The 26,557-nt window shown below is 74.0% G+C and carries 23 protein-coding genes; 10 read left to right on the top strand and 13 right to left on the bottom strand.

The window, feature by feature from the left end; translation table 11 throughout:
• Positions 1–9 precede the first annotated feature (9 nt).
• The 3 genes from BJP25_RS18390 to BJP25_RS18400 all read right to left on the bottom strand — a co-directional run bounded on the left by BJP25_RS18390 (position 10) and on the right by BJP25_RS18400 (position 2,022).
• Positions 10–570, bottom strand: coding sequence for a hypothetical protein (locus BJP25_RS18390; protein ID WP_075976214.1), 561 nt, complete (start codon positions 568–570; stop codon positions 10–12).
• Between the two features lie 14 nt (positions 571–584).
• Positions 585–1,238: a hypothetical protein gene (locus tag BJP25_RS18395; protein ID WP_143219167.1), complete on the bottom strand. Its 654-nt coding sequence runs from the start codon at positions 1,236–1,238 to the stop codon at positions 585–587.
• Positions 1,239–1,341: 103 nt separating this feature from the next.
• Entirely contained in the window at positions 1,342–2,022 is a 681-nt protein-coding gene (locus tag BJP25_RS18400; protein ID WP_075976216.1) for a TetR/AcrR family transcriptional regulator, read from the bottom strand.
• 98 nt (positions 2,023–2,120) lie between these two features.
• Between BJP25_RS18400 and BJP25_RS18405 the strand changes: the two genes are divergently transcribed.
• Positions 2,121–3,221, top strand: coding sequence for an FAD-dependent oxidoreductase (locus BJP25_RS18405; RefSeq protein ID WP_075976217.1), 1,101 nt, complete (start codon positions 2,121–2,123; stop codon positions 3,219–3,221).
• A gap of 200 nt (positions 3,222–3,421) precedes the next feature.
• Positions 3,422–9,145 carry an RHS repeat-associated core domain-containing protein gene (locus BJP25_RS18410; RefSeq protein WP_075976218.1) on the top strand — a complete coding sequence of 1,908 codons (5,724 nt, stop codon included), beginning with the start codon at positions 3,422–3,424 and terminating at the stop codon, positions 9,143–9,145.
• A 20-nt stretch (positions 9,146–9,165) separates the two neighbouring features.
• On the opposite strand, the gene BJP25_RS18415 is transcribed toward BJP25_RS18410, so the two are convergent.
• Positions 9,166–9,654, bottom strand: coding sequence for a MarR family winged helix-turn-helix transcriptional regulator (locus BJP25_RS18415; protein WP_075976219.1), 489 nt, complete (start codon positions 9,652–9,654; stop codon positions 9,166–9,168).
• Between the two features lie 129 nt (positions 9,655–9,783).
• Between BJP25_RS18415 and BJP25_RS18420 the strand changes: the two genes are divergently transcribed.
• The gene (locus BJP25_RS18420; protein WP_075976220.1) at positions 9,784–10,188 is read left to right on the top strand and encodes a RidA family protein; all 405 of its coding nucleotides are present in this window, start codon (positions 9,784–9,786) and stop codon (positions 10,186–10,188) included.
• A 57-nt stretch (positions 10,189–10,245) separates the two neighbouring features.
• Here the strand turns inward: BJP25_RS18420 and BJP25_RS18425 are convergent, their stop codons facing one another.
• Positions 10,246–11,085: an SDR family oxidoreductase gene (locus tag BJP25_RS18425; RefSeq protein ID WP_075976221.1), complete on the bottom strand. Its 840-nt coding sequence runs from the start codon at positions 11,083–11,085 to the stop codon at positions 10,246–10,248.
• 93 nt (positions 11,086–11,178) lie between these two features.
• Between BJP25_RS18425 and BJP25_RS18430 the strand changes: the two genes are divergently transcribed.
• Positions 11,179–11,541 carry a winged helix-turn-helix transcriptional regulator gene (locus BJP25_RS18430; protein WP_075976222.1) on the top strand — a complete coding sequence of 121 codons (363 nt, stop codon included), beginning with the start codon at positions 11,179–11,181 and terminating at the stop codon, positions 11,539–11,541.
• A gap of 168 nt (positions 11,542–11,709) precedes the next feature.
• A complete protein-coding gene (locus tag BJP25_RS18435) occupies positions 11,710–13,329 on the top strand; it encodes a glycoside hydrolase family 64 protein (RefSeq protein WP_075976223.1) in 1,620 nt (539 codons plus the stop codon).
• Between the two features lie 14 nt (positions 13,330–13,343).
• On the opposite strand, the gene BJP25_RS18440 is transcribed toward BJP25_RS18435, so the two are convergent.
• Genes BJP25_RS18440 through BJP25_RS18465 form a run of 6 tightly spaced genes read right to left on the bottom strand, consistent with a single transcriptional unit; the run spans position 13,344 to position 19,343 of the window.
• A complete protein-coding gene (locus BJP25_RS18440; protein WP_075976224.1) occupies positions 13,344–13,826 on the bottom strand; it encodes a YbaB/EbfC family nucleoid-associated protein in 483 nt (160 codons plus the stop codon).
• Positions 13,827–13,836: 10 nt separating this feature from the next.
• Positions 13,837–14,574, bottom strand: a complete 738-nt coding sequence (locus BJP25_RS18445; RefSeq protein WP_075976225.1) for an ESX secretion-associated protein EspG — start codon at positions 14,572–14,574, stop codon at positions 13,837–13,839.
• The gene (locus BJP25_RS36265; protein ID WP_075976226.1) at positions 14,571–16,358 is read right to left on the bottom strand and encodes a PPE domain-containing protein; all 1,788 of its coding nucleotides are present in this window, start codon (positions 16,356–16,358) and stop codon (positions 14,571–14,573) included. Before BJP25_RS36265 ends, BJP25_RS18445 begins: the two co-directional genes overlap by 4 nt.
• Positions 16,352–16,783, bottom strand: a complete 432-nt coding sequence (locus BJP25_RS18455; RefSeq protein ID WP_075976227.1) for a hypothetical protein — start codon at positions 16,781–16,783, stop codon at positions 16,352–16,354. Before BJP25_RS18455 ends, BJP25_RS36265 begins: the two co-directional genes overlap by 7 nt.
• Entirely contained in the window at positions 16,780–19,038 is a 2,259-nt protein-coding gene (locus BJP25_RS18460) for a WXG100 family type VII secretion target (RefSeq protein WP_075976228.1), read from the bottom strand. Before BJP25_RS18460 ends, BJP25_RS18455 begins: the two co-directional genes overlap by 4 nt.
• Positions 19,035–19,343: a type VII secretion target gene (locus BJP25_RS18465; RefSeq protein WP_158075678.1), complete on the bottom strand. Its 309-nt coding sequence runs from the start codon at positions 19,341–19,343 to the stop codon at positions 19,035–19,037. Before BJP25_RS18465 ends, BJP25_RS18460 begins: the two co-directional genes overlap by 4 nt.
• A gap of 276 nt (positions 19,344–19,619) precedes the next feature.
• Between BJP25_RS18465 and BJP25_RS18470 the strand changes: the two genes are divergently transcribed.
• On the top strand, positions 19,620–20,249 hold the full coding sequence (locus BJP25_RS18470) for a DUF4232 domain-containing protein (RefSeq protein WP_075976230.1): 630 nt from the start codon (positions 19,620–19,622) through the stop codon (positions 20,247–20,249).
• Positions 20,250–20,264: 15 nt separating this feature from the next.
• Here BJP25_RS18470 and BJP25_RS18475 read toward each other — a convergent pair whose 3' ends face one another.
• Positions 20,265–20,867, bottom strand: a complete 603-nt coding sequence (locus BJP25_RS18475) for a TetR/AcrR family transcriptional regulator (RefSeq protein WP_075976231.1) — start codon at positions 20,865–20,867, stop codon at positions 20,265–20,267.
• Positions 20,868–20,948: 81 nt separating this feature from the next.
• On the opposite strand from BJP25_RS18475, the gene BJP25_RS18480 reads away from it, so the two are divergent.
• A complete protein-coding gene (locus BJP25_RS18480) occupies positions 20,949–21,809 on the top strand; it encodes an alpha/beta fold hydrolase (RefSeq protein WP_075976232.1) in 861 nt (286 codons plus the stop codon).
• Positions 21,810–21,968: 159 nt separating this feature from the next.
• Positions 21,969–22,880: a hypothetical protein gene (locus BJP25_RS36270; protein ID WP_075976233.1), complete on the top strand. Its 912-nt coding sequence runs from the start codon at positions 21,969–21,971 to the stop codon at positions 22,878–22,880.
• 55 nt (positions 22,881–22,935) lie between these two features.
• Here BJP25_RS36270 and BJP25_RS18490 read toward each other — a convergent pair whose 3' ends face one another.
• Positions 22,936–23,847, bottom strand: a complete 912-nt coding sequence (locus tag BJP25_RS18490; RefSeq protein WP_075976234.1) for a LysR family transcriptional regulator — start codon at positions 23,845–23,847, stop codon at positions 22,936–22,938.
• Positions 23,848–24,102: 255 nt separating this feature from the next.
• On the opposite strand from BJP25_RS18490, the gene BJP25_RS18495 reads away from it, so the two are divergent.
• The gene (locus BJP25_RS18495; protein WP_075976235.1) at positions 24,103–25,194 is read left to right on the top strand and encodes a PrpF domain-containing protein; all 1,092 of its coding nucleotides are present in this window, start codon (positions 24,103–24,105) and stop codon (positions 25,192–25,194) included.
• 58 nt (positions 25,195–25,252) lie between these two features.
• Entirely contained in the window at positions 25,253–26,554 is a 1,302-nt protein-coding gene (locus tag BJP25_RS18500) for an SLC13 family permease (RefSeq protein ID WP_198943548.1), read from the top strand.
• The last annotated feature ends 3 nt before the right edge of the window (positions 26,555–26,557 follow it).

Genomic DNA, 26,557 nt, shown 5'->3' on the forward strand with positions numbered 1-26,557 from the left:
GGGCGGGCCTCACAGGATCCAGAAGCCCTTCAGCGGACCGCCGAGGTCGAACAGGTACCACGACTCCGGGCCGATCAGCGTGTGCTCGACCTGGTACCCGTCGTACCGGGTCGCCTCGAACGAGATCACGTCCGACGGGTGGTAGTTGGCGATGCTCAACCCGTTGACGTAGTGGGAGTTGTCCGGGCTGCCCACCTCGAACACCTGGTTCTCCCCGCCGCACTGCGCCCCGCGCCACCCGAGCCCGCCGACCAGCGCGTCCACGCACAGCAGGGGCAGGCCCCACTGCTTGAACCGCAGCCCGCGCACCTTGCCGCCCTGCCCGTAGACCATGGGGTCCACGCTCTGGTCCCACCCGGTCTCGGTGTGCTGCCCGCACTTCCACCGGCCCCAGGTGCCGTTGACCCCGCGGGCCTGCGTGCACACCACGTGGTTGGAGTACTGCCCAGCCGGCGGCAGCCCCGGCCCCGCCGAGTCCGTCCACGTCGCCGACGCGGGCGCCGCCAGCCCGACCACACCCGCCGCCGCGGCCACCAGCGCCACCGCGACCCGCTTCACCGACCTGATCACGCGTGCTCCCCCCATCAGACGAACGACGACCAGGTCGCGGTGCCGTTGTAGAACGTGTTGATCTGCGTGCGCGGGTAGCTCCAGCCCCAGCACCCGTACTGGATCCAGCAGTGCTGCACGGCCTTCTGCATCACCGACACCGCGGACCGCCCACCCGGCCGGTCGGCGTAGTTGGTGTAGAACCCGGGCGAGAAGTTGGCCGTGCCGTCGTTGTAGTCGATGAAGTCCAGCCGGTTCTTCCACCCGGTGACGACCACGTAGTCGTAGTACCACTCCACGTACTGCCGCCACGTGTACACCTGGAACCCGGTGGTCGAGTAGTACGTCACCTTCACGTACGCCCAGTTGTACTCCGAGGCCTGCGCCCCGACCCCGGTCTTCGCCGCGGTCCCGGCACCGCCTGCGAGCGCCGCCTTGGCGGGCTGCCCCCGGTCGAACTCGACCTTGGTCCGGGCCGGGTCCACCACCTTGTCCGCGACCTCGGGCACCGACGCCAGCAACGCCCGATCCGCCGCCGAGGCCCGCAGGTGCACCACCCGGTCCGCTGCGGCGAACAGCTGCTCGGCGCTCGGCCCCGCCGCCGCGGAGGCCGGGCTGACCAGCCCCACCACCCCGAACACCGCGGCCAACGCGGTGATCACCCCGCCCCAACCCCTCCGCACGCCCATGCGACATCCTCCACTCCCCCGGCGCCCTCGCAGCCGGACCCCGACCCTCCCAACCCCCAGTGGCCCCCCTCTGGACGTCCTCTGGACGCGGGGTCAGCGGGGGTCAGCGGGGGATGCGGGCGGCGATGCCGTCGAGGAGGAAGTCGAGGCCCGCGTCGAAGGTCTCGTCGGGGGTGAGGTGGGGGCCGTCGTGGACGACCCTGGACAGGGCGGGGTACTTGCCCTCCGCGAACTGCCTGAGCAGGTAGGGGCCGTGGGCCACCTGCCACTCGCCCTTGTCCATCCCGGACGAGCGCTCCGCGCGGCGCTCGGCGGTCTCCTTGCGGACGGCGCCGATGACGTAGGCGTTGACGGCGGCGACGGCGGGGACGACGAGGTCCAGGGGGAGGTCGGCCAGGGCGGTGAGGACGGCGTCGCCGGTGGTGAGGGTGTTGGGGCCGAGGTGGGGGCGCCCGCCGAGCAGGTCGGTGAGCCAGTCGTGGCGGTGGGCGGCGCGGCGGGTGGCGGCGGCCAGGGAGCGCAGGACCTCGCGCCAGCCGTCGCCGGAGGGGCGGACCTCGGCGTGGACGGCGTCGAGCATGAGGTCGAGGAGTTCGTCCTTGGTGGCGATGTAGCCGTAGAGGCGCATGGGGCCGACGTCGAGGACGGCGGCGACCTTGCGCAGGGACACCGCGTCGAGGCCGTCCGCGTCGGCCAGCCGGATCGCCGCGCCGACGATGCGCTCGCGGCTCAGCGGGGCGGGCACCGGGCGGTCCGGCGGCTCCGGGCGCTCCCACACCACCATGCCGCAGACGGTACAGCGGGGTGCGCGATACGACGAATCGACTGATACAGTGTATTGACCAATACAGCGTATCGACTGATCGGGGAAGCGGGGTCGCCGTGGAGATCGCCATCGTCGGCGCGGGCCTGGGCGGGCTGGCACTGGCCCGCGTCCTGCACGTCCACGGCATCGGTGCCGCCGTCTACGAGCGCGAGCCGTCGCGCGGCGCCCGCGGCCAAGGCGGCATGCTCGACATCCACTCCGGGCAACGCGCCCTGGACGCCGCGGGCCTCACCGACGGGTTCCGGTCGATCGCCCGCACCGCGGGGCAGGACATGCGCCTGCTCGACCCGGACGGCACCCTCCTGTTGCAGGAGGACACCCCCGACGACGCCCCTTTCCTGCGCCCGGAGGTCGACCGGGCCGACCTGCGCGACCTCCTGCTGGACTCCCTCCCCAGGCACACCGTCCACTGGGGCCGCGCCGTCGCCTCCGCAGAAGGCGGCACCCTGCGCTTCACCGATGGCACCACTGCCCGCTACGACCTGCTCGTCGGCGCCGACGGCGCGCAGTCGCGCATCCGCCCCCTGCTCACCGACGCCCGCCCCACCCACACCGGCCAGACCATCGTCGAACTCGGCATCCCCGACGTCGACACCACCCACCCCGACCTCGCCGCCGCCCTCGGCCGCGGCAACTACTGGGTCCTCGGGGACGGCCAGAGCATCGGCGCGCAGCGCAACGCCAGTGGCCGCGTGCGCGTCTACGCCAGCTTCTACCGCACCGACGAGGACTGGATCACCACCAGCGGCATCCCCTTCGACGACCCCACCGCCGCCAAGTCCCGCCTCGTCGACCTGTTCGCCGACTGGCACCCCCAGTTCCACGCCCTCATCCAGGCCTGCGACGACGAGGTCGTCCCCCGCCAGGTCCACACCCTCCCCCCGGGCCTGACCTGGCCGTCCCATCCGGACACCACCCTCATCGGGGACGCCGCCCACCTCATGCCCCCCGTGGGCGAGGGCGCCAACATGGCCCTGCTCGACGGCGCCGAACTGGCCGGGGCGATCGCCGCCGACCCGGCCACCGCCGTCGAGCGGTACGAGCGGGAGATGTTCGCCCGCACCGCCGAGGCCGCCCACCAGTCGGCCCGCTTCCAGGAGCTGCTCTCGGCCCCCGGCGCCGCCCAGCGCATGCTCGCCTTCTTCCGACCCGGCTGAGGACCCCGCCCGCGAAACAGCGCGGACACCGGCGCGCAACCTCTGCGAACAGATGTGTACGCAAATCGTTGTCGAGGACGCGGCCATTGCGGTGAACGAGCTTCCGCGCCCCTCGGCGGCGGTCTTAACATCCCCCCTGGACCCGCCCTGACCTGGGCGTTTCCCCTGGTCAACCAGGCACATCGAACCGAGGCGGGGCCATGGGGTCGGTCGGGGTGGGTCGGGCGGGCAGGGCGGGCAGGGTGGGTCGGGCGGGCAGGGCGGTCGGGGCGGCCCTGGTGGCGGTCGCGCTGTGCGCCGGGGCGATCGTGCCGGTGTCGGCGGCGCCCGCCGCCGCGCCGGAGGAGGACAGCCGCACACCGCTGTCGGAGGTCGGCAAGACGCCCGAGCCCCAGGTGCCCGAACGCACCTGGGACGTGGGCGGGCGCGGGTCCTTCCAGGACCGGATCGCGATCTCCGTGCCGCCCTGGCACGACGTGGCGCCGGTGCTGTCGCTGGACTACGACTCCTCGGCGGGGAACAGCTGGGTCGGCATGGGTTGGACGCTGTCCGGCGCGAGCCGCATCACCCGCGTGGGCGCCAGGCAGGGCGCGCCCCGGTACGACGGGACCGACACCTTCACCGTCGACGGCCAGGAACTCGTCGCCTGCGCGCCGGGCAGCGCCAGCCCCAGCTGCGCGGCGGGCGGCACGCACTCGACCGAGAACGAGAGCTACGCGCGGTTCGCCCTGACCGGCACCGGCGCGGCGAGCCGGTGGACCGTCACCGCCAAGGACGGCTCGAAGCGCGTCTACGCGCCCGTGCTGCTCGCGGGCCCGGACCTGGTGCACCGGTGGGGCGTCAGCCAGGTCGTCGACACCTCGGGCAACACCACCACCTACACCTGGGGCAGCAACCGGTTCGGCTGCTGCTGGGACCACCTCGACTCCATCGCCTACAACGGCACCGCGATCACGCTGCACTACGAGCCGCGGCCCGACCCGGACCAGGAGGCCATCGGCAACGGCGCGCTGACCACCGCGCTCGGCCGGGTCAAGACCATCGACGTCACCGTCGACGGTGCCCGCCTGCGCTCCTACCAGCTCAGCTACACCACCAGCGCGAGCACGTCCCGCTCGCTGCTCACCGCCGTCCGCCAGTTCGGCCGCGACGCCACCCTCGACGCGTCCGGCACGGTCACCGGCGGCACGGCGCTGCCCGCCACCACCGCCACCTACCAGGCGGGCACACCCGGCTTCACCGCCACCGGCAACGACACCACCATGCCCTCGCACACCGGCGCCAAGTACCTCTCCCTGGACGTCAACGGCGACGGCAGGACCGACATGCTGGAGCTCTACCCCGGCTGGTCCTACGAGCGGAAGACGTGGCTGTCCACCGGCAGCGGCTTCACCCTGGCCTCGACCGCGACCGACCTGGCCTACAACGCCGACACCCGCTTCCTCGACGGCGACGTCACCGGCGACGGCAAGGCCGACCTCATCGAGCTGTTCCCGTACGGCACGAGCTGGGGCAGGCGGGTGTGGGTGTCCACCGGCACCGGCTTCACGGCGGGCGCGGTCGGCTACTCGAAGGGCCCGTTCAACAAGAATTCCCGCTTCCTCGACGTCGACGTCAACGGCGACGGCCGCACCGACGTGCTGGAGCTGTACTCCTGCGGCTTCTACCCGCTGAACTACTGCCGCGCGACCTGGCTCTCCGACGGCAGCGGCTTCACCCTCGGCGCCGACGAGGCGGGCATCCCCTACGACGTGGACCGGCAGTTCCTCCCGCTCGACGCCGACGGCGACGGCCGCACCGACCTGCTGGAGGTCTACTCGGCGGGCTTCGGCGCGGGCGGGCGGCACCTGTGGCTGTCCAACGGCACCGGGTTCACCTCGGGCGCGACCGACACGGCGATGGGGTGGAGCACGCCCACCGCGGACGGCAGCGGCAGCCGGTTCCTCACCCTCGACGTCAACGCCGATCACAAGACCGACCTGGTGGAACTGCTGCCCTCGGGTCTCACCTACACCCGCCGGACGTGGCTGTCGACCGGCTTCTCCTTCGTGCTCGGCGGGACGGACACCAGCATGCCCGCGGGCACCACCTCCCGGCACCTGGCCGTCGACGTCAACGGCGATCACCGGGTCGACTTGGTGGAGGTCTACCCCTGCTGCTTCAGCGCGTCGGCGCAGCGGCGCACGTGGGTGTCGACCAGCACCGGGTTCACCCTGGGCACGAGCGACACGGGCATGGGCAGCTTCTCCTGCAGCAAGGGGTCCTGCGGCAGCGACTTCCTCCCGATGGACGTCAACGGCGACGGCATGGTCGAGATGGTGGAGCTCTACACCTCGGGGTGGAACCGCGGGCGGCGGGTGTGGAGCATCGGGGGGTCCACCCCCGACCTGCTCACCTCCAGGACCGGCGAGTGGGGCGCCACCACCTCCGTGGCCTACACGCCCTCGTCAGCGTGGGCCAACTCGAACAACCCGCCGATCACCCAGTCCGCCACGGCCGTGACCGAGGGCGACGGCCGCGGCACGGACGCGACCACGCGGTTCGCCTACTCCGGCGGTGCGTACGACTGGTCGGAGCGGGTGTTCCTCGGCCACCGCGCGCAGCGCGAGACCCTGCCGTGCACGGCGGGTGAGACGGCCTGCCCGTACACCGAGACCCGGTACCGGCAGGACCTCGCCGCCATCGCCGAGCCGGAGCGGGTGGAGTGGCGCACGGGCGCGGGCGCGCTGCTCAGCTCCCAGGACTTCGAGTTCACCACCAACGGCGCGACGATCCCCCGCACGGCGCTGCTCACCGGCACGTGGGAGACCGCCTACACCGGCGCCGCGACTGCCTGCCCCGGCGCGGACTGCAAGCGCAAGCACACCAGCAGGCAGTACAACGCCCACGGCGAGGTGACCCAGGAGGTCGAGCACGGCGACGAGGAGGTCACCGGGGACGAGCGCACCACCGTGCGGACCTTTGTGCCGAACACCGCCGCATACATCGTGGGCAAGCCCGCCGTCGAGACCGTGCGCGCGGGCGTCGGCCCCTCGGGTGCCAAGCTCACCGAGAAGCGGCACCACTACGACGGCGCGACGACGTGGGACCAGGCACCAACCAAGGGGCTGGAGACCAAGACCGGCGACTGGCTGTCCACCTCGGACTCCTTCGTCGAGCAGACCCAGGAGCACGACGCGTGGGGCAACCTCACCGCGCGGGTCAACCCGCTCGGCGCCCGCACGGCCATGGCCTACGACCCGGCCCACCACCAGTACCAGGTCGCGGAGACCAACGCGCTCTCCCAGCAGGTGACCGCGGAGTGGGACGCGGTGTGCGGCCTGCCCACGAGGGTCACCGACGTCAACGGCCAGGCGACGACGATGACCTACGACGCCCTGTGCAGGCTGGCGCGCAAGGACTCCCCCGGCGGCGAGTTCGAGGCGCACAGCTGGGTGGACGTCGGCAACCCCGCCTCCCAGCACGAACGCGTGGAGGAACCCGCCGCCGACGGCACGGGCACCCCGCGGTGGACCAAGCGCTACCTCGACGGCCTCCAGCGACCGTGGCGCACCGTGGAGAAGGGTCCCGACGCCGCCACCGGGGACATCCACGAGGACACCACCTACAACCCCCGCGGGCAGATCGCGGCCACGACGGCCAAGTACTACTGGGTGGCGGGCCAGCCGAAGCCCACGACCTACGCGACCACCAACGACTACGACGCCATCGACCGGCTGACGAAGGTCACCACGCCGGACGGGGCCACGCAGACCAAGCGCTACGGCCTGTGGTCGACCACGACGACGGACGAGCGCGGCCACGTGTCGGTGGACCGGGTCGACGCGCAGGGCAGGCGCACCGCGCACGAGGAGGTGATCGGTGGCGCCACCACCACCGCCACCTACGCCTACGACCTGCGGGGCTACCTGACCCGCTCCACCGACCCCGCGGGCGGGGTGATCACCTACACCACGGACTCCCTGGGCCGGGAGACCCGCGTCGACGACCCGGACGCGGGCACGACCACCCACGAGTGGGACGCCGCAGGCCGCTCGACCGCCCAGGTCGACGCGCTCGGCCAGCGCACCGTGCACACCTACGACGCCCTCGACCGCAAGACGAGCAAGACCACCCGGGCGGGCACGGCGGGCGCCGTCACCGTCACCTGGGCCTACGACCAGCAGCGGGCGGGCTTCCACAACACGGGCGAGGTCACCTCCACCACCGACCCGTCCGGCACCTCCACCACCGACTACGACCAAGCAGGCCGCGCCGTGAAGCGGGTCCGCACGACCGGCGGGACGGCTTACACCTTCCAGCACGGGTTCGACCCCGCCGACCGTCCCCTGTGGACGACGTACCCCGATGGCACCACCGTCGGCACGCCCGCCGCCCCGCTGCGCTACGACGGCGCGGGCAGGCTCGCGGCGGTCCCCGGCTTCGTCACCGCAGCCCGCTACACCGCCGACGGCGAACTGGCCAGGCTGGAGAACGCGAACGGGACCGTCACGACGCGCTCGCACGACCCGGGGCGCGGCTGGCTGACCGGCATCTCCACCGCGCTCGGCGCCACGACGATCCAGGACCTCGCCTACACCAGGGACGCCCGGGGCAAGATCACCCGGATCACCGCCCCGACCCCCGCCGACTCGTGGACCTACACCTACGACGACGCCGGCAGGCTCACCGGCGCCACCAACGGCGTGGCGGCGAACAACCAGACCCTCACCTACGACGGCGCGGGGAACATCACCGGCAACTCACGCCTGGGCGCGTACGGGTACGCCGCCTCCCGGCCGCACGCGGCCACCTCGGCGGGTCCCCACACCTACGCCTACAACGCCGTCGGCGCGATGACCGCGGGCGCGGGCCGCACCCTGACCTGGGACGGCGACAACCGCCTGGCTGGCACGACCCGGGCGGGCACCACCACGACGTTCAGCTACGACGCGGACGGGGAGCGCCTGGCCCAGACCACGGGCGGCGCCACCCGCCGCTACTTCGGCGACGACTACGAGGTGGACGTGGCCACCGGCACCGCCACCGTCCTGGTCAGGGTCGGCACGACGGTGGTGGCGCGCTCCGAGGGCGGCGCCCGCCGGTGGGTGCACACCGACCACCTCGGGTCCGTGCAGGCCGAGACCGACGCCACCGGGGCGCAGGTCCACCGCTCGGCCTACCGCCCCTTCGGCGAGGTGCTGTCGGCCACCGGCACGAGCACCCGCGGCTTCACCGGCAAACCCACCGACGCCTCGGGCCTGGTGTACCTCGACGCCCGCTACTACGACCCGGAGCTGGGCCGGTTCACCGCGCCGAACCCCGTGGTGGACGGTGCGGACAACGTCGGCCTCAACCGCTACGCCTACGCCGCCAACGACCCGGTGAACCACACCGACCCCACGGGCCTCGACTGCGAGGAGGGCGGCAAGCGCTGCGACCGGGAGAACTACAACAAGCCCAACTGGCAGCAGAACGGCTGGTACTGCGGCCCGGCGGCGGTGCAGGTCGCACTGTCCGCGCAGGGCGTCATCAAGTCCCAGGACGAGATCGCCTCGGCCCTGGGCACCACCACCGACGGCACCGCGTCCTCCTACGACACCCGCCGCGTACTCAACCAGATGCTCGGCACCACCTACTACGACGTCAAGCTCATCGGCGGCAGCACGGCCACCCCCGAGCAGCGCGAGACCCTCAAGAACGACATCGTCCAGGGCGTCCTGCGCAACCACCTCCCGGTCGTCAACGTCGCGGGCACCGCCACCGACACCGACGGCGACTCCCACTCCTACGCGGGCGGCCACTACCTCACCGTCACCGCGTTCGACGACCACGGCGACAAGGTCAAGATCGCCGACTCCGCCGACTCGCACGGCGTCGGCTGGTACTGGATCTCGACCGGCAACCTGGCGGACTGGATCGCCACCCGCGGCTACGCCGCCTGACCGGCCCGCCGCCAGGGAGGTCAGTGCCGCTGGTCGACGGCGTAGTCGGCGGGGAGGGTGCCGAGCTTGGCGGCGATGCGGGCGAGGGCGGCGCGGTCGGCCTTGGTGAGGCGGTCGAGGACGAGCTCGCGGACGGCCCGGACGTGCACGGGGGCCGCGGCCTGGACGACCTCGAAGCCGAGGTCGGTGAGGATCGCGAGGGTGTAGCGGCCGTCGGCGGGGTCGGGGGTCCGGGTGACCCAGGAGCGGGCCTCCAGGCGCTTGACGACGTTGGAGAGGCGGGAGAGGGAGCCGTTGGTGAGGTAGGCCAGCTCGCTCATGCGCAGGGTGCGGGCGGGGGCCTCGGAGATCTGGCTGAGGGTCATGTACTCGAACAGGGTCAGGCCCGCCGCGCGGTGCAGGGGGGCCTCCAGCCTGCCCGGCATCAGCAGCGCCAGGGAGATCAGACCGGTCCAGGCGTCCTTCTCGGCCGGGTCGAGCCAGCGCGGTGGCGGGGGGTCTGCTGTCACCGCCCCACTGTACTGACCGCTGTTGGCACTGACCGCTTGTCGACACTGAGCACGGTTGACTTCAAGCGTGAACTCAAGGCATGCTGGTTTCAGTTCACGCTTGAAGTCAATCGGATCAGGAGCCGCACCATGGCCGTATCGTTGATCAACCCCGAGGGCCACGTCACCGTGCCCGTCTACCACCACGTCGCGGTGGCGACAGGCAGCAGGCAGGTGCACATCGCGGGCCAAGTCGCGTGGGACGGGGACGGCGAGCTGGTGGCCCCCGGCGACCTGGCGGGCCAGGTCGCACAGGTGTACCGCAAGGTCGCCAAGTCCCTCGCCGCCGCGGGCGCCACGTTCGCCGACGTCGTGCGCATCACCTGGTACGCGGCGGGGTGGAAGCGCGAGATGTACGACGACTTCCTGGCGGGCATCGAGCAGGCGCGCCAGGAGCTCGACATCACCACACCGCCCGCGGCCCTCATCGGCGTCGACGTCCTCTTCGAGCCCGGCATCCTGGTGGAGGCCGAGGTCACCGCGGTGCTGAGCTGATCGGCACCCCGCAGGAGCCCCCACCGCCGGAGGAGCGGCGGCGGGGGCTCAGTCGTGTCAGCGGAACGCGGCGACGTTGCGCGCCACCCAGTCCGCGAACGGCCTGGGCGCGCGGCCCAGCACGTGCTCCACGTCCGGGCTGATGCGCACCTCCGCGGGCAGCGGCGCGCCGATGATGTCCAGGGTGTCGTCGGCCAGGTCAGCGGGGACGGCCCGCACCATGAACGCCTTGGCCTGCTCCCTCGTCAGCTCCTGGAAGCCGACCGGCTCCCCGATGGCGTCGGCGATGGCAGCCGCCTGCTGCCGGGGGGTGATCACCTCCGGGCCGGTCAGCTCGTACACCGCCCCGGAGTGCTTGTCCGCCACCAGGCACGCCGCCGCGACCTCCGCGATGTCGAGCGGGTCGACCACCGGGATCCCCACGTCGCCGAAGGGCGCGGCGACGACCCTGTCCGCGCGCACCGACCCCGCCCACCCGAGCGCGTTGGAGGCGAAACCGCCGGGTCGCAGGATCGACCACGTGGCACCGGCCCCGCGGACCGCGTCCTCGATCTCCCGCACGACCACCCGCGTCGTCCCGCGCGGCCTGGTCGACACCCCCTGCGACGACAGCAGCACCACCCGTCCCACACCACCGGCCACCGCCCGGGCCACGACCTCGGACGGCCCCGCCGACCCGGCGTGCATGTCCCCGGACAGCAGCAGGAACAGCGCGGAGGCGCCGTCCAGCGCCCGCTCCACCTGCGCGGGGTCGGAGAGGTCGGCGGCCACGTGCCGCACCCCGGCGGGCACCTCCGCCGGCCGCCGCGACACCGCCGTCACGTCCTGCCCCGCCCCGGCCAGCACCCGCGTCAACGCGCCGCCCACGTTCCCGGTGGCCCCGGTCACCACGATCATGTCCCGCTCCTCGCTCGTTCTCCCTGTGCTCCGGCGACGCTAGGGAAAGCGGCTAACTCGTCGTAAGCACGTACCTCCGGGTAAGCTCCCGACATGGCGGAAGGCGCGCAGTTCACGGGCAGCGGCACCGGCGACCGCTATGACGTCTTTCACGCCGACTGCCCCGCGCGCGGGGTCATCGACCACATCACGAGCAAGTGGGGCATCTGGGTCCTGGTCCGGCTCCAGTCGGAGGACCTGCGCTTCTTCGAGCTGCGCGAGAGCATCCTGGGCATCAGCGAGAAGATGCTGTCGCAGACCCTGCGCGCCCTCATCGACGACGACCTCCTCTGGCGCCGCGTCGAGCCCACCACCCCGCCGCGGGTCACCTACGGGCTGACCGAGTTCGGCCGGGAGATCACCGAGCCGCTGCAGGAGCTGTTCGACCGGGTCACCACCCGGCTCGGCGGCCGGTAGCGCGCGCTCGACGCCCCGGGCGGCCAAGCGCCTGAAATTCGTCTAGACCATTGACCGGCCTCCGCGGCGCGTGCCACAGTGCAATCACCGTTCGTCGACGATGGTCGCCCCGTGCACCGCTTTTCGCATTCCCCCTCGGAACACCCACCCCGAACAAGGGAGTCGCCGTTGCGCACCCGTAGAAGGCCGCGTCTCCGCAGGAAGCTGTCGGCGCTCGTCGCCGCGCTCGCGACGACCACGTCGGTGGTGGTGCTGGGCGGCGCCACCCCGGCCGCCGCCGTCGGCCCCGCCCTGCTCCCCCTGTCCATCACGAACTCCACCGGCCGCGCCGACGCCGTGCACCTGTACGTGCTCGGCACGAACCTGAGCACCGGCAGGCTCGGCTACGTCAACGCGGCGGGCACCTTCACCGCGTGGCCCGCGGGCGGCAACCCGCCGACCCCCGCGCCCGACGTCTCCATCCCCGGCCCCGCGGGCGGCGCCAGCAAGACGATCCAGGTGCCGCGCGGGATCTCCGGGCGGGTGTACTTCTCGATGGGCCAGAAGTTGAACTTCTACCTGACCCCGGACGGGCTCGTGCAGCCGGCGCCCTGGGCCGCGGGTGACTCCAACCGCGACATCCTGTTCGACTGGAGCGAGTTCACCTACAACGACGCGGGCCTGTGGTTGAACAGCTCGCAGGTGGACATGTTCGCCATCCCGCACACGGTGAGCGTCACCCCCGGCTCCGGAGCGGTGAAGTCCACCGGCACGGTGGTCTCCGGCGGGCGCAACGGCGTCATCAACGGCATCAAGGCGCAATCGGGTTGGGGCGGTTCGGTGTACACCCGCTCCGACGGCACCGTGCTGCGCGTGCTGGCCCCCGGCAAGGCGGCCGACGCCGGGCTGCTCAGCAGCACCTACCTCGACCCGTACATCACCTCGGCGTGGAACGCCTACACCACCAAGACGCTGACCGTCGTGCCCTTCGGCGACCAGCCGAACCTGAAGTACTTCGGCCGCACCTCGGGCACCACGATGACCTTTACCAACGCGGCGGGCCAGCGGGTCGCCTCGTTCGCCAAGCCGTCCTCGGCCAACGTCTGGGGTTGCGACGGCGCCCTGGCCGCGCCGAACGACCAGGTCGTCGGCCCGATCTCGCGCACCCTGTGCGCCGCGCTCAACCGCGGCACGCTGGGCACGGTCGACACCCAGCCCAGCACCGACGCGAGCGCCTTCTACCGCAGCAACCCCACCAACCAGTACGCCCGGCTGGTGCACGCGAACATGCTCGACGGCAAGGCCTACGCCTTCGCCTTCGACGACGTCGGCGCCTTCGAGTCGCTGGTGCACGACGGCAGCCCCCGCGCGGCGGGCATCACCCTGGACAGCTTCACCGGCGGCGGCACCACCCCGCCCCCGTCCTCGGGCACCCGCCTCATCAGCGACTGGAACGGCAAGTGCATCACCGTGCCGAACCAGAGCTACGCCGACGGCACCCGCTTGCAGACCTGGGGTTGCGACGGCTCCGCCGCCCAGAGCTGGACCTTCACCGGCGGCACCATCAAGACCCAGAACAACATGTGCGTCGACGTCGCGTGGGGCTCCACGGCCAACGGCGCCGCCATCCAGATCGCCACGTGCAGCGGCAACCCCGCCCAGCAGTTCGTCCTCAGCGGCGCGGGCGACCTGGTCAACCCCCAGGCCAACAAGTGCGTCGACATCTCGGACTGGAACGGCAACAACGGCGCCGTCCTCGCCCTGTGGGAGTGCGCGGGCACGGCCAACCAGAAGTGGCACACCGGCTGACGCCCGCTCCGGTGTCACCAGAGGTCGACGTCGTCCTCGTCGTCGACCGGGTGCTGACGGGCGGGGCGGCGCGGTGGGGGTGGTTGCCTGCGCACGGGCGCCGGTTGGCGCAGCGGCGGAGGGTCTTCCGCCGCGTGGTAGAGCGTCTGGTCGGGTGCGTCGGGGACGCGGTCCGGCGGGAAGTGCTTGGTGATGATGGACATGGCCTCCGTCCCGGCGCCCAGGGGGGCGAAGGCCTCGGCCGCCCGGTGGGCCGCCTGGCTCCTGGCCGCGCCGACCGTCTGCTTGATCAGCTGGGTGAGGCGGGCGGGGCCGAGGTCGCAGGCGCGGTGGCCGAGGGTGATGTCCTCCAGGGCGCCGGTGATGCCGACGGTGACGGTGACCGACCTGTCCGGGGACGCGACGGTCACCTGCTCGGTGTGCACGCGCTCGGTGAGCGCGGCGGCGCGGGCCTGGATGTCGGCCACGCGGGCCCGCAGCTGGTCGAGGGGTTCCACGGTCGTCCTCTCAGTCCACCACCGCGGCGAGGCGGCGGGCGATGCGGGCGGGGTCGGCCGGGGCCGCGCTGAGCCAGCCGTTGTCGGAGATGGCCAGGTAGCGGCCGCGCGGGGTGTCGAACCAGGTGATGACCGGGGCCAACCTGGTGCGGGCGGCGGTGACGCCGAACTGGCCACCGGAGACCCGCTCGTCCACCAGCTCGGCGAGGCGGTCGGCGTCGGTGCGCTTGCCGTGCGCCCGCTCGAACCCGTCCGCCCAGTCCGGCTCGCGGCCGCTCTGTCCCACCGGGACGGACAGGGCCTGCCCCGGGCCCGCGGGCGCCTCGGGGAGCAGGGCCACGACCTCGTCGAGGACGGCCCCGGGGCGCGTGCCCAGGACCGAGAGGGCGCCGTCCGGGTGCATCACGCCCACGACGCCCTGCCCCCGGGCCACCGCGCCGCGGGCCCGCAGGAGACCGGACGCCCCCGTGGCCGGGCAGGGGCGGTCGAGGTAGCCGACGACGTCGACGGCGAGGTCGGACTCGGCCAGCACGCCCAGCAGGACCGCCAGTTCCGGGTCCACACCGCGCGCCGACCACAGCCCGCGCGCGGTGAGGCTGTCGCGGACCCGCTCCGCGACGCGGGCGCGCTCGGCCATCGTCGCGCCCGCGCTGGGGGCGCCGAGCGGGTGCGGCAGCCTGCCCAGCCCCAGCGCGGACCAGGTGATGTCCAGCTCGGCCTCGTCGAGCCGGTGGGTCGTGGCGATCACTGCGCCTCCCAGGTCGCGCGCTTCTTGAACGAGGCCCCGATGACCGGGGGCGGCAACCGCAGGTCGTCCTCGTCGTCGAACAGGGACTCACCCTCCACGTAGGAGGGTGCCTTGCGCTCCAGGTCCTCCGCGCCCTCGCGGGACCCGCCCGCCGCGCCGCCCGCGCCACCGGGCGGGACCTGGCGGGAACCCTGCCCGCGGGCGCCACCCGCGTGCTCGTCGGGGACGCCCGCCGCGCCGCCCGCCTGGTACCGGCCTGCACCCGCGCCCGCGCCCTCGCCGGTGGGCCCGAACCCGCGCGCGCCCTCGGCACCGCGGCCCCCGAGCCCGCCCACGCCACCAGAACCCGCACCGCCTGCACCGAGCCCGCCGACCGAGCGGCCGAGACCCGACCCGCCACCGACCCCGCCGGGCTCCCCCGCGAGGCCCGCGCCGGATCGCCCAGCGCCGGGCAGCCCCGTGCCGGCGCGCCCGGTCGCGGGCAGGCCCGTGGTGGGCTTGCCCGAACCGAGGCCGCTGGGGCCGCGCCCGATACCGCTGAGGTCAGCAGGCGTGCGACCAGAGCCGCCGATCCCCGCACCGCCCGCACCGAGCCCACCCGCGCCGGGCTCGACGAGACCGCCGGTCCCGCGGGGGCCCGAACCGATCCCGCCCAGCCCACCCGCGGGCAGCCCACCCGTCGCGGGTACGCCGACCCCACTGGGCCCGCTGCCGATGCCCGCCACCCCGCTCGCGCTCGTCCCGGCGGAGGACTGGGCGCCCGCGGACCGGCCGACGCCGCTCGGGCCCGCGCCGCCGGTGAGCCCGGCGGCGAAGGCCTGCGCGTCGAACGCGGGCGCCGACCCGGGGGCCGATCCGGTGCTGGGGCGGGTGATCGACCCCGGGCCCGCCCCGGCGGTGAGGTCACCGGCCCCGAACGCGGCCGCCGAGGTGCCCCGGTTGCCCGCGGGGTCGCCGCCCAGCCCCAGGGACCCGCTGAACGAGCCCGACGGCCCGCCGCCCCCGCCCGGCTGCGCGGCAGCGCCTCCCGGCGGGGCCCCGACGCGGGTCGGCACCGCGGGCGCGCCCACAGCCACCGGTCGTTCCGCCACCGCACCACCCGGGCCCACCGCCGAAGCCTCGGTGGGGGTCGTCGGAGAGAGCGTGCGACCGGGCTCGGACGCCGGGTCCGTGCTCGGCTCGACGAGCACCGCGTGCTTCACGCCGCCGTCGGTGGCGCCGAGCCGGTCCGGTGGCCGGTCGAAGGCGGGCAGGGCCGCGTCGACACCGCGCGACTCGGCCTCCAGCGACGTCATCACCTCCACCGCCTGCTGGTGGGCCTGGTCGGCCCGCGCGGACAGGGCGGACAGGTCCGCGAGCGCGGCGTAGAAGCCGACCGGGCCCGCCACGGCGATCCCCTGCGCGATGGTGGCGTCCCAGTCGAACAGCACCGGCTCGGGCATCAGCGCCCGCGCCCTGGCCGCCAGCTCGCCCTGGGCGTCGATGCCGCGCGCCACGTCGCAGGCCGTGGCCGCGGTGTCCTGGCCCCAGTCGGCCAGCTCCGCCGCCGCCCGCCGGGCCTGGTCGGCCGACTCGCCCTGCCACCCGGACTCGGTGCCGCGCACCTCCTCGGCGAACTGCCTGGTCGAGCGGCCGATGGCGTCGGCGAGGTCGACCCACTCGCCCGCCAGCGCCGCCGCCGCGGCCGGGTCGGTGTCGTCGTGCACCGCCCGGTACAGCTCCTCGTGCGACCGCGAGGCCCAGTTGACCTCCTCGGTGATCGCAGGCTCCCCCCGCCTCACCACGTCCCCTCCCCGCTGATCCGCCGGAACGCGCGCGCCGCGCCCTCGTCGCTGTCCTGGAACGCCCTGATCGCCGCGTCGACGGCCACCAGCGCCGCCGACACCACCGCGAGGTAGTCGGTGAGCACCCCGGCCATGGACCCGTCCGCGCCGTCGGCCGTGCCGCCGAACTTGCGCCCCATGGCCCAGCCCACCTCGTGCCCGCCCAGCGGCACCGGCCGGTTCAGCGACCGGGCCCGCGCCAGCCACCCGGCGGCGTCGTCGTGCTGCTCGCGCAGGGCCCGGCGCAACCGGTCCCCCGCCTCGGGGTCGAGCAGGACCCGCCCGGCGGCGACCTCCTCGGCCAGCGCGCGCACCGACGCGGTGGCCGCCCGCAGCTGCTCCGGCACGGCCCCCACCTCCCCGGTCACGTCGGTCTTCTCGGTCACCGCTGCCGCGTCCTCTCGTCCTCACGGGCCTCTTCGGCCTTCTTCTGCAGCTCCCCGAGCTGGCGCAGCAGCTCGATCGGGCCCTTGCCGAACTGGTCGGCCGCCCCGCCGTACCCGCCGCTGGACAGCGCGGCGTAGGCCTGCGGGTACTCGGTGCGCAACCGCTCCTGGACCCACGCGGCCCGCTCGCGCAGCACCTGCGGGCCCGAGCCCTCCCGCAGCCACTGGTCGACCTTCGTGTAGTCCTGGCGCGCCTGCTCCCAGGTCACCGGCGCGCCCTCGGTCCGGCCGGGGCCCGCCTCACCGGTCGGCCGCCCCTCGGGCGTTCCGTCCTCGGTGGGGCGCCCACCCGCGGCGCCGTCCTCCGGCGGGCGGGAACCCGCGCCGGGGAGCGCGGCAGGCGCGCTGTCCGTCCGCTGTGGACCAGGCGGGGGTGCCTGCGCGCCGTCGTTGGGCCGCGCCCCGGTGCCGGGGCTGCCCAGCGAATCCGGCGCGGTGTTCGTCCGCGGCGGCGGTCCACTGGGGACGGCATCCGGACGCGGCTGCGCACCCAGACCACCGGGCGCGGTGTTCGTCCGCGGCGGCGGCCCGCTCGGAGCGGCGTCCGGGCGCGGCTGCGCACCCAAGCCACCAGGCGCCGTGTTCGTCCGCGGCGGCGGCCCGCTCGGCACCGCATCCGGGCGCGGCTGCGCACCCAGAGCACCAGGCGCGGTGTTCGTCCGCGGCGGCGGGGCCGGGACAGCTCCGCCCTCGGGCAGGGTGTTCGCCCGCGGCGGCGGGCCACCGCCGGGTTCACCGGGGCGCGGCTGCGCGCCGAGCCCGGCCGGAGCGGTGTCGCTGCGCGGCGGAGGTCCGAACGACGACGGCTGCGGGCGCGGCTGCGCACCCAGACCCGCCGGGGCGGTGTCGCTGCGCGGCGGGGGCCCGAACGACGACGGCTGCGGACGCGGCTGCGCACCCAGCCCCCCAGGGGCCGTGTTCGTGCGCGGGGGCGGCGCCGGAGCGGCGTCCGGGCGCGGCCCCACGGGCAGGTTCCCGCTGAACCCGGTCGGCGCCGTGTCGGACCGCTGCGGCGGCGGCGGTGCGCCGTCCGCGCGTCCCCCGCCGGGCGGTGTGAGGCCGCTGGGGCTCGTGCCGCTGCCTGGCCCGGCCGACGCCGGACGCGGGGGTCCGCCGGTGGGGGCGTCCACCCTGCCCGGACCCGCGGGCGGCGGCGCGCCGTCCGCGCTGCCCGGCCTGGCCGGGCCACCGCCGGGCGCGTCAACACCGCTCGCACCCGACGGTGGCGGTGCGCCCGGGGAGCCGGGGCGGTTGGGGCCGCCGCTGGGGGCGTCGACACCGCTCGGGTTGGTCGGCGGCGGTTGCCCGTCCGCGGTGCCGGGTCGGGTGCCGCCACCGGGGGGCGCGTCGACGCCGGGCGGCCGGTTGGGCGGCGGGGCGCCCACGACGTCCGGGCGCGCGCCCGCGCTGCCGCCCGGCTTGCCGACGCCCCTGGTCAGCGAGAACAGGCTGGTGAGCCGCTGCGCGGACCGCACGAGGGCCTGCACGGCCTGGGTCAGCTTGGAGAGCAGCTTGATCGACAGCGCGCCCGCGTGCACGACGCAGTACTCCAGCGCCACCACCAGCGAGGCCCCGAAGGTGATCTCCGCGGTGGCCAGCCCGATGAGCACCACCGAGACGAAGTCGCCGATGGCGGCGGAGATCAGGTCGCGCACCAGGGTGCGCACCGCGGCCATCACCGCGTTGCAGGCGGCCAGGATCGTCGCCGCGGTCGAGGTCACCTTGGCGTGCAGGTCGAGCAGGGCGAGCCGGTCCTTCATCGTCGCCTGGAACGCCTCGGCGGCCGGGCCGGTCCACCCGGCCACGTCGCGGTTGAGCGCCTTCGCCAGGCCCTCCCCGGTCGTCGACAGCGCCTGGGCGACCCCGTTCAGCTCCGCGATCAGCCGCTGCACCTCGTCGGGGTCGCCGGTGACCAGGTCGAGGAAGTCCTGCAGGAAGCCGATGTGCTCGATCAGCCACCCCACGCCCGCCGAGATCGCCGCGCCGAACGGGTTGATCGCGGTCAACCCCAGCTCCACGACCGCGCCGACGACGCCGATCCCGATCGCCGCCCCCAGGAACCCCTTGTCCTGGGCGTCGGCCTCCTTCAGCGCGTCGATGTTGAGGTAGATGCTGTAGGCGGAGTCGGCGATGCCCGCCCCGCGCAGCCGGTTCTCCTTGTTGACCCCCAGCCACGGCTGGAACGGCTTGGTCATGCGCCCATCGACCCGGCGTTGGTGCCCTCGGTGCGCCGGTAGTCCTCGGCGGTGGCGCGCAGCGCGACCGCGTCGGCGGCCAGCGCCTCCAGCGTGTGCCGCAGCATGTCCTGCGCGGCCTGCATCGCGGTCCGCGCGGGCGCTGCGAACGCCTGCCCCAGCACCAGCCCGAAGGCGTGCCACTGGAAGCTGTTCACCGCCTCGACGCGCCTGCGCGCCTCCGCCACCTCGTCGTGCGTGCGGTCCAGCTCAGCGGCGAACGCGCTGAGCACCTCTGGCGTAACGCCGAACTGCCCACTGGTCATCGTGCTCCCCATCCCCCCGCGCCCGCCCCGTACGGCGGACGGTCACGATGCTGGCAGCCGCCAGTCAGATAGGGGAATGATTCGGATCATGTCGTAATCTGCTTGTAAGGGTCTCCCTCCCCGCTCCGACCTGTCGGATGTCGCCGTGGCGCTGCCGCCGCGCCGTGAGCCACCAGGATGTGTCCTGGGTCACCCAGGCTGCACCCGGGCCACCCGGTAGTCGTCCCTGCACCTGAGGCACGGACCGCGCTTTCCCCTCGATGACAGGAGAATCCCATGATCAAGCGCATCGCCACCGCGACCGCCGCACTGGCGGGCGCCGCCACCCTCGCCGCCTGCGGCCCGTCCGACTCCGCCACACCCGCACCCCAGAGCCAGGCCCAGAGCCCGCCCCGGACCACCTCGGCCCCCTCGTCCACCGAGTCCGCCAACGCCACGACCGCCGCGACCACCACCGGCGCGTCCACCGAGACCCCGCGCTGCGCGACCTCAGCCCTCAAGCTCGAAGTCGGCACCCCCGTGGAGGACCAGGACTCCCCCGGCCAGTTCACGATGGACCTGACCTACCGCAACACCTCCCAGCGCACCTGCGCCCTCTACGGCGTCCCCGGCGTCGACCTCCAGGGCCCCGACAACCCCAACGGCCCCGTCTACCACCTCCCCCGCGTCGACAACGGCGTCAAGTACAACGAGGTCCCCCCAGGCTCCGCCGCCTCGGCCTCCCTCACCTTCCTCGTCCCCGACGGCCCCGCCGAGACCTGGATCCCCACCACCATCGTCACCACGCCCCCCGGCCAGACCACCCAGCTGACCGCCCCCTGGCCCAACGGCTCCCCCGTCCTCCGCCAGGACGCCGCCACCCGCCCCGGCACCTACGTCAACGGCATCCTCGGCACCACCTCCTGACCCCCACCACCTCGATCACGGGGAAGTGGCCAGGGAGGCGATGTGGTCGAGGGCCGCCTCCAGGGCCGTGCGCATGGGGGTGATGTCCCGTTGTGCTTGCGCCAGCAGGATTCCCCCTTCGAGCGCGGCGACCAGCAGGGTGGCGAGCCGGTGGGGGTCGGCCGTGGGCGGGAGGACGCCGGTGGCGGTCATGGTGGTGAGCCCGGCGGCGAGGTGGGCGATCCAGTCGTGGAAGGCGGTGGAGAGGGTGGCGCGGGTCTGGGGGTCCGTCTCGGCCAGTTGGGGGACGAGGGAGCCGAGGCGGCAGCCGCCCGCGGCGTTGTCGGCGGCGATGAGGGCGATGTTGGCCTCGACCCAGGCGCGCAGGGCGGGCAGGGTGTCGACCGGGCCCTGGTTGGCCACCAGTTCCGCGGCGCGGTGGACGGCGACGGCCCGGAGGAGGTCGTCGCGGTCGGTGAAGTAGTGGTAGAGCTGCGAGCCGGAGACGTCGGCCGCCGCTTGGACGTCGGCCAGGGCCACCTGGGCCGCGCCGCGGTGGAACACCAGGTCGGCGGCGGCCGCGACGATGCGCGCGCGGGTCGCCAGGCCCTTGGCCGTCAGGGGTCGGTCGGTCGCCATGCCGAGAACAGTACCCGGCATTCCATTTTTCTGGGTTGCTCACCCCAATACGGTGGGACCACAGTCGACGAGAGGAAACCCGTGGTCCACCACCGCTACGCCACAGTGCAGGGGCGCAAGCTGTTCTACCGGGAGGCGGGCGCGCCCGACGCCCCCGCGATCGTGCTGCTGCACGGCTACCCGACCAGCTCGTTCATGTTCCGCGACCTCATCCCGCGCCTGGCCGACCGCTTCCGGGTCATCGCCCCCGACCACCTGGGCTTCGGCCTGTCCGACGCACCCCCGGTCGAGGAGTTCGACTACACCTTCGACGCGCTCGCGGACCTGACCGCGGGCCTGCTGGCCACCCTCGGCGTCGAGCGCTACGCCGTCTACACCCAGGACTACGGCGCCCCGATCGCGTGGCGGCTCGCCATCGCCGACCCGGCGGCCATCACCGCCGTCATCAGCCAGAACGGCAACGCCTACGACGACGGCTTCACCGACGACTTCTGGGCGCCGGTGTGGGCGTGGGGGCGCGAGCAGACCCCCGAGACCGAGGCGGGCGTGCGCCCCGCGCTGTCCCTCGACGCGATCCGCTGGCAGTACACCCACGGCGTCCCCGACCAGACCGCCATCAGCCCCGACACCTGGCTGCACGACCACGCCGCCGTGTCCCGCCCCGGCAACGACGCCGTGCAGCTGCGCCTGTTCGCGGACTACACCAACAACCCGCCGCTCTACCCCGCCCTGCACCAGGTCCTGCGCGACACCCGCGTCCCCGTCCTCGCGATCTGGGGCAGGCACGACGAGATCTTCGCCCCCGCTGGCGCGCAGGCCTTCCTCCGCGACGCCCCGCACGCCGAGGTCCACCTGCTCGACGGCGGCCACTTCCTTCTGGAGAGCCACCTCGACGACGCCGCCCCGATCATCGTCGACTTCCTGGCCCGCAACGCGGTCTAGGCGGGGTTCCACACCCCGCCGCCCACCCTGCGGCGGCGCCCCCGTCCGTCCGCTCGGGATTCGGCCCGCGCGCCGACGGTGGTCGCCGCGCTCCCACCGGGTAACGGGAGCGCGCCGGAAAGCGAGCTGAGCCTGCCCGAGCTGCGGGAGGTGTGGCTCATGCTCAAGGACGTCGAGTCGTTCCACTTCACCGCCGACCGCAAGGCGGAGCTGCGCAGGGACCTCGACGACCGGGAGGACCCGGTGAAGACCACCGAGCGCGAGCGGGTGGCGCGCGAGCGCGCCGAGGCGCAGCAGGCGGTCGAGCGGCGGCTGCGCCTGCAGGGCTTGGCCGCCCTGGGCGGGGACGGGGCCACCTGGACGGCCCGCCGGGAGCAGATCGAGGAGTGGTGGGCGGGGGTGAAGGCGGCGGAGGCCGGGGAGACGTGGGCGGGCGCGTACGCGGCCAACCGCCTCTCCGCCCGGCAGATCGGCGCCAACCACAAGGACGCGCTGGGCCTGCACGACCTCAGCGCCTCCCTGCTGGACGGGTCGAAGCCCACGGTGCTGGAGCAGCTGAAGCACTACGGCGACGCCATCGTGGTGTTCATGCCCGTGCCCAGCGAGACCGACGCGCAGGTCTTCCACGCCATCTCCACCCTCGCGGAGCCGGACGAGCCGGTGCTGCGCGGCTACCGCAACAACCTCACCCGCGTCCGCTTGGCCCAAGGCAGCGACATGCACACCATCTTCGTCGACGACGGCGCGGGCCCGCCCGCCCCGGTCCGCGCCCGCTACGGCATCACCGGCCGCGTGCAGCGCGCCAAGGGCGCCCCGGAGGTCCTCGCCGACGAGGTCGACATCGATGCCCGCCGCACCAACGCCCTCCAGCACAGCAAGATCCTCGGCGCGGGCGCCACCCAGGCGGTCAACGAGATCGTCGTCGCCTACCGCAAGCACGCCTCCCCGGTCTTCCCCTGCTTCGCCAAGTGGGACCAGGCGACCCAACGCTTCAACGTCCTCAAGGACGGCAACCCCTCCACCCCCACCGGCGCCTACATCACCAACACCGGCACCTGGCACGACGCCTGATCGGCGGGCGGGCCCGCGCCCCGGCGTGGGCCCGCCGCGGTTGCGAGCGCGGGGGTCAGAGGGTGGTCTGGTAGTCGCGGGCGCCTTCGACGAGGAGTTGGTGCATCGCGAGTTCGGCGGGGGCGCGGAGGCGGTCCTGGCGGTGGGCCAACAGGATTCGGCGGGCCGGGACGTCGCCGGTGAGGGTGAGGACGCGGACGTCGGGGTGGGGGTTGCGGACCGCGGTGCGGGGGGCGAGGGCGATGCCGAGGCCGACGCTGACCATGGCTTGCGCCTCCTGGTAGTCGTTGGCCTCGAAGGCGATGCGGGGGGTGAAGCCCGCGGCCCGGCAGCTGCGGTCGAGGACCTCGCCGACGGGGTGGTCGTGGCCGCGCACGACCCAGTCCTCCTCGGCGAGCTCGGCCATGGCGGTCTGGCGGCGGCGGGCGAGGCGGTGGTCGGCGGCGACGATGAGGACCGTGGGGTCCTCCAGCAGCGGGGTGAGGGCGAACTCGGCCGGGTCGGTGCGGCTCCACTGGTAGTCCCAGAGCAGGGAGATGCCGACCACGCCGCTCTCCAGCAGGGCGATCAGCTCGTCGAAGCGGGCGCTGCGCACGTCCAGGCGCAGGTCGGGGTGTTCGCGGCGGAAGCGGCTGACCACCCGGGGCAGCAGGGCGCTGGCGGCGGTGGGGAAGGTGCCGACCGACACCGTGCCCCGGCGCAGGCCCGCCAGCTCGGCCAGGTCGGCCTCGGCGGCGCGCAGCCTGCGCAGCACGTGCCGGGCGTGGTCGGCCAGGACCACCCCGGCCTCGGTGGGGCGCACGCCCCGGGGCAGGCGGTGCAGCAGCGGCTGCCCGGCCTCGACCTCCAGCCTGCGCAGCTGCTGGGAGACCGCCGAGGGCGAGTAGCCGAGCTGGTCGGCCGCCGCGGTCATCGAGCCGGTGTCCACCACCGCGGCGAGCAGCGCCAACCGCCTGACGTCCAGCACCGGGGGCCTCCCGCGTCGACTCGTTCCACTGCTCCGCATGACGTCCTGAGCCACATCCGTGCGGATCTGCTTCACCCTAGAACACCAGGCCAACGCGTCACAGCCCTGCTGAACACACCATCTGGTCGAATGAAACGTGAAGCAGAGCTTCATGGCAGTCCACAAACTCGCGATTGTGCTACAGCGTCGCCGGGGTCACCGTTGCCGTCATCCGAACCCGGTGAGGGCGGCGGCCACCGCCCCGGAGGAGTGGTTGTGCGAGAGATCCCCGCGACGTGGATGCGCGGCGGGACCAGCAAGTGCTGGGTCTTCGACCGCGAGGCGCTGGCCGTGCCCGGCCGGTCGCTGGACGAGGTGCTGCTGCGCCTCTACGGCAGCCCGGACCCGCGCCAGGTCGACGGGGTGGGCGGGGCGACCTCCACCACCAGCAAGGCCGTCGTGCTCTCCCCCGGGCAGCGCCGCGGCGTCGACGTCGAGTACACCTTCGCCCAGGTCGGCATCACCGACGGGCGGGTCGACTGGACCAGCAACTGCGGCAACTGCTCGGCGGTCATCGGCCCGCACGCGCTGCGCCGGGGCTGGGTGCGCCCGACCGGCGACCGCACCGAGGTGCGGGTGCGCAACACCAACACCGACCAGTTGATCGTGATCGAGGTGCCGACCCCCGGCGGCCGCCTGGTCGAGGAGGGCGAGGACCGCGACCCCGGGGTCGCCCAGCCCGGCCTCGGCGTGCGGCTGTGGTTCGTCGACCCGGCGGGCCGCACCACCGGCGCGCTGCTGCCCACCGGCCACGCCGTCGACGTGCTGCACGGCGTGCGGGTCTCCCTCGTCGACGCCGGGGCGCCGGTGGTCGTCGTCCCGGCCCCCGCCCTGGGCCTCACCGGCCTGGAGGCGCCCGCCGACCTCGACGCCGACACCGACCTGCTCGACCGCCTGGAGCGGCTGCGCCGCGCCGCCGCGGTGCGCATGGGGCTGGCGAGCACCCCGGAGGCCGCCGCCCGCGCCACCCCCAAGCTCGCCCTGGTCGGCCCCGGCGTGCCCGGGCGCTCCGACGCGGCGGTCCGGATGCTGTCCATGGGCCGCACCCACCCCGCGCTGGCCATCACCGGCAGCGTCGCGCTCACCCTCGCGGCCGGAAACACCGGCACCGTGGTCTCCGATTACACCGGCATCCCCGAGGAGGTGCTGCGCCTGGACACCCCGGCCGGGGTCGTCACCACCCACCCCGGCACCCGCGACGGCCTGCCCGCCGTGGCCGTGCGGCGCACCACCCGCCGCCTCGGTGACGCCACCCTCGCCCTGCCCGAGGCCCAGGGCACCGGTTCCCGCACCGCCACCGCCGCCTGACCCCGACCCGCCGCCGGGCCGCCGGGGCCGCCGGGCGCCTGATCCCCCGAGGACAACGATGTCACCGCAGATTGTCGCCATCCTGGTTCTGGCGGGCGTGTTCGCCACCGCCACCGTGCTCCCGATCAACATCGGGATCCTCGCCCTGATCGCCTCCTTCGTCGTCGGCACGTTCGTGTTCGGCCTGGAGGAGAAGGAGATCTTCGCGGGGTTCCCGGTCTCGCTGTTCATCACCGTCGTCGGCGTCACCTACCTGTTCTCGGTCGCCAAGCTCAACGGGACGATCGACCTGCTCGTGCGCGGCGGGGTCCGGCTCGTGCGCGGGCGGGCGAACCTGGTGCCGTGGGTGCTGTTCGTCGTCGCCGCCCTGCTGACGGCGCTGGGCACCTTCACCCCCGCGGCCGTGGCGCTGCTGGTGCCGATCGGCATGAGCTTCGCCTTCGCCCACCGGATCAGCCCGCTGATGATCGGCATGATGGTCATCTGCGGGGCGCACGCGGGCGCGTTCTCCCCGATGGCGGTGTCCGGGGCGCTGGTGTTCGGCATCGCCGCCGAGTCGGGCCTGGTGGTCTCGCACGCGGTGCTGTTCTTCGCCAGCCTCGGGTTCAACCTGCTGCTCGCCGCGATCACCTACGCCCTGCTGCGCCGCCGGGGTGAGGAGAGCTTCGTCGAGCGGCCCCCCGCCGACGACGCGCACCCCGAGGTCGACCTGCCCGCGGGCGGTGGCGGGGTCGCCACGGCCGTGCGGACCGCGCCGACCACCGTCACCTGGCACCAGCGCCTGACGCTCACCGCCCTGGTCGGCCTGGTCGTGGGTGCCCTGGCCTTCCACCTGCAGATCGGCTTCCTGGCCCTCGCGGCGGGCGCCGTGCTGGCCCTGCTGGACCGCGACGTGCTCGGCAAGGCCGTCGAGGGCATCAGCTGGCCGACGATCCTGCTGGTCGCGGGCATGGTCACCTACGTCGGCGTGCTGGAGCACTCCGGCACGATCGACTGGGTCTCCCACGGCGCCGTCGGCGTCGGCGCGCCGCTGCTGGTCGTCCTGGTGCTCTGCGTGCTCGTCGGGGTGACCTCGGCGTTCGCGTCCTCGACCGCCATCCTCACCGCGGTCATCCCGATGGCGGTCCCGCTGCTGCTCACCGGCGCCCTGCCCGCCGCGGGCGTCATCGCGGCGATGGCCATCTCCACCACGATCGTCGACGTCTCGCCCTTCTCCACCAACGGCGCCCTCGTGCTGGCCAACGCCCGGGGGGTGGACCGCACCCGCTTCTACCGCCAGGTCATCGGCTACACCTGCGCGATCGTCGGCCTCGGCCCGATCGCGGCGTGGGCCGTCCTCGTCCTGCCGGGGCTGGTCTGAGCG

The organism is Actinokineospora bangkokensis, assembly GCF_001940455.1.
In the GTDB taxonomy this organism is placed as follows: domain Bacteria; phylum Actinomycetota; class Actinomycetes; order Mycobacteriales; family Pseudonocardiaceae; genus Actinokineospora; species Actinokineospora bangkokensis.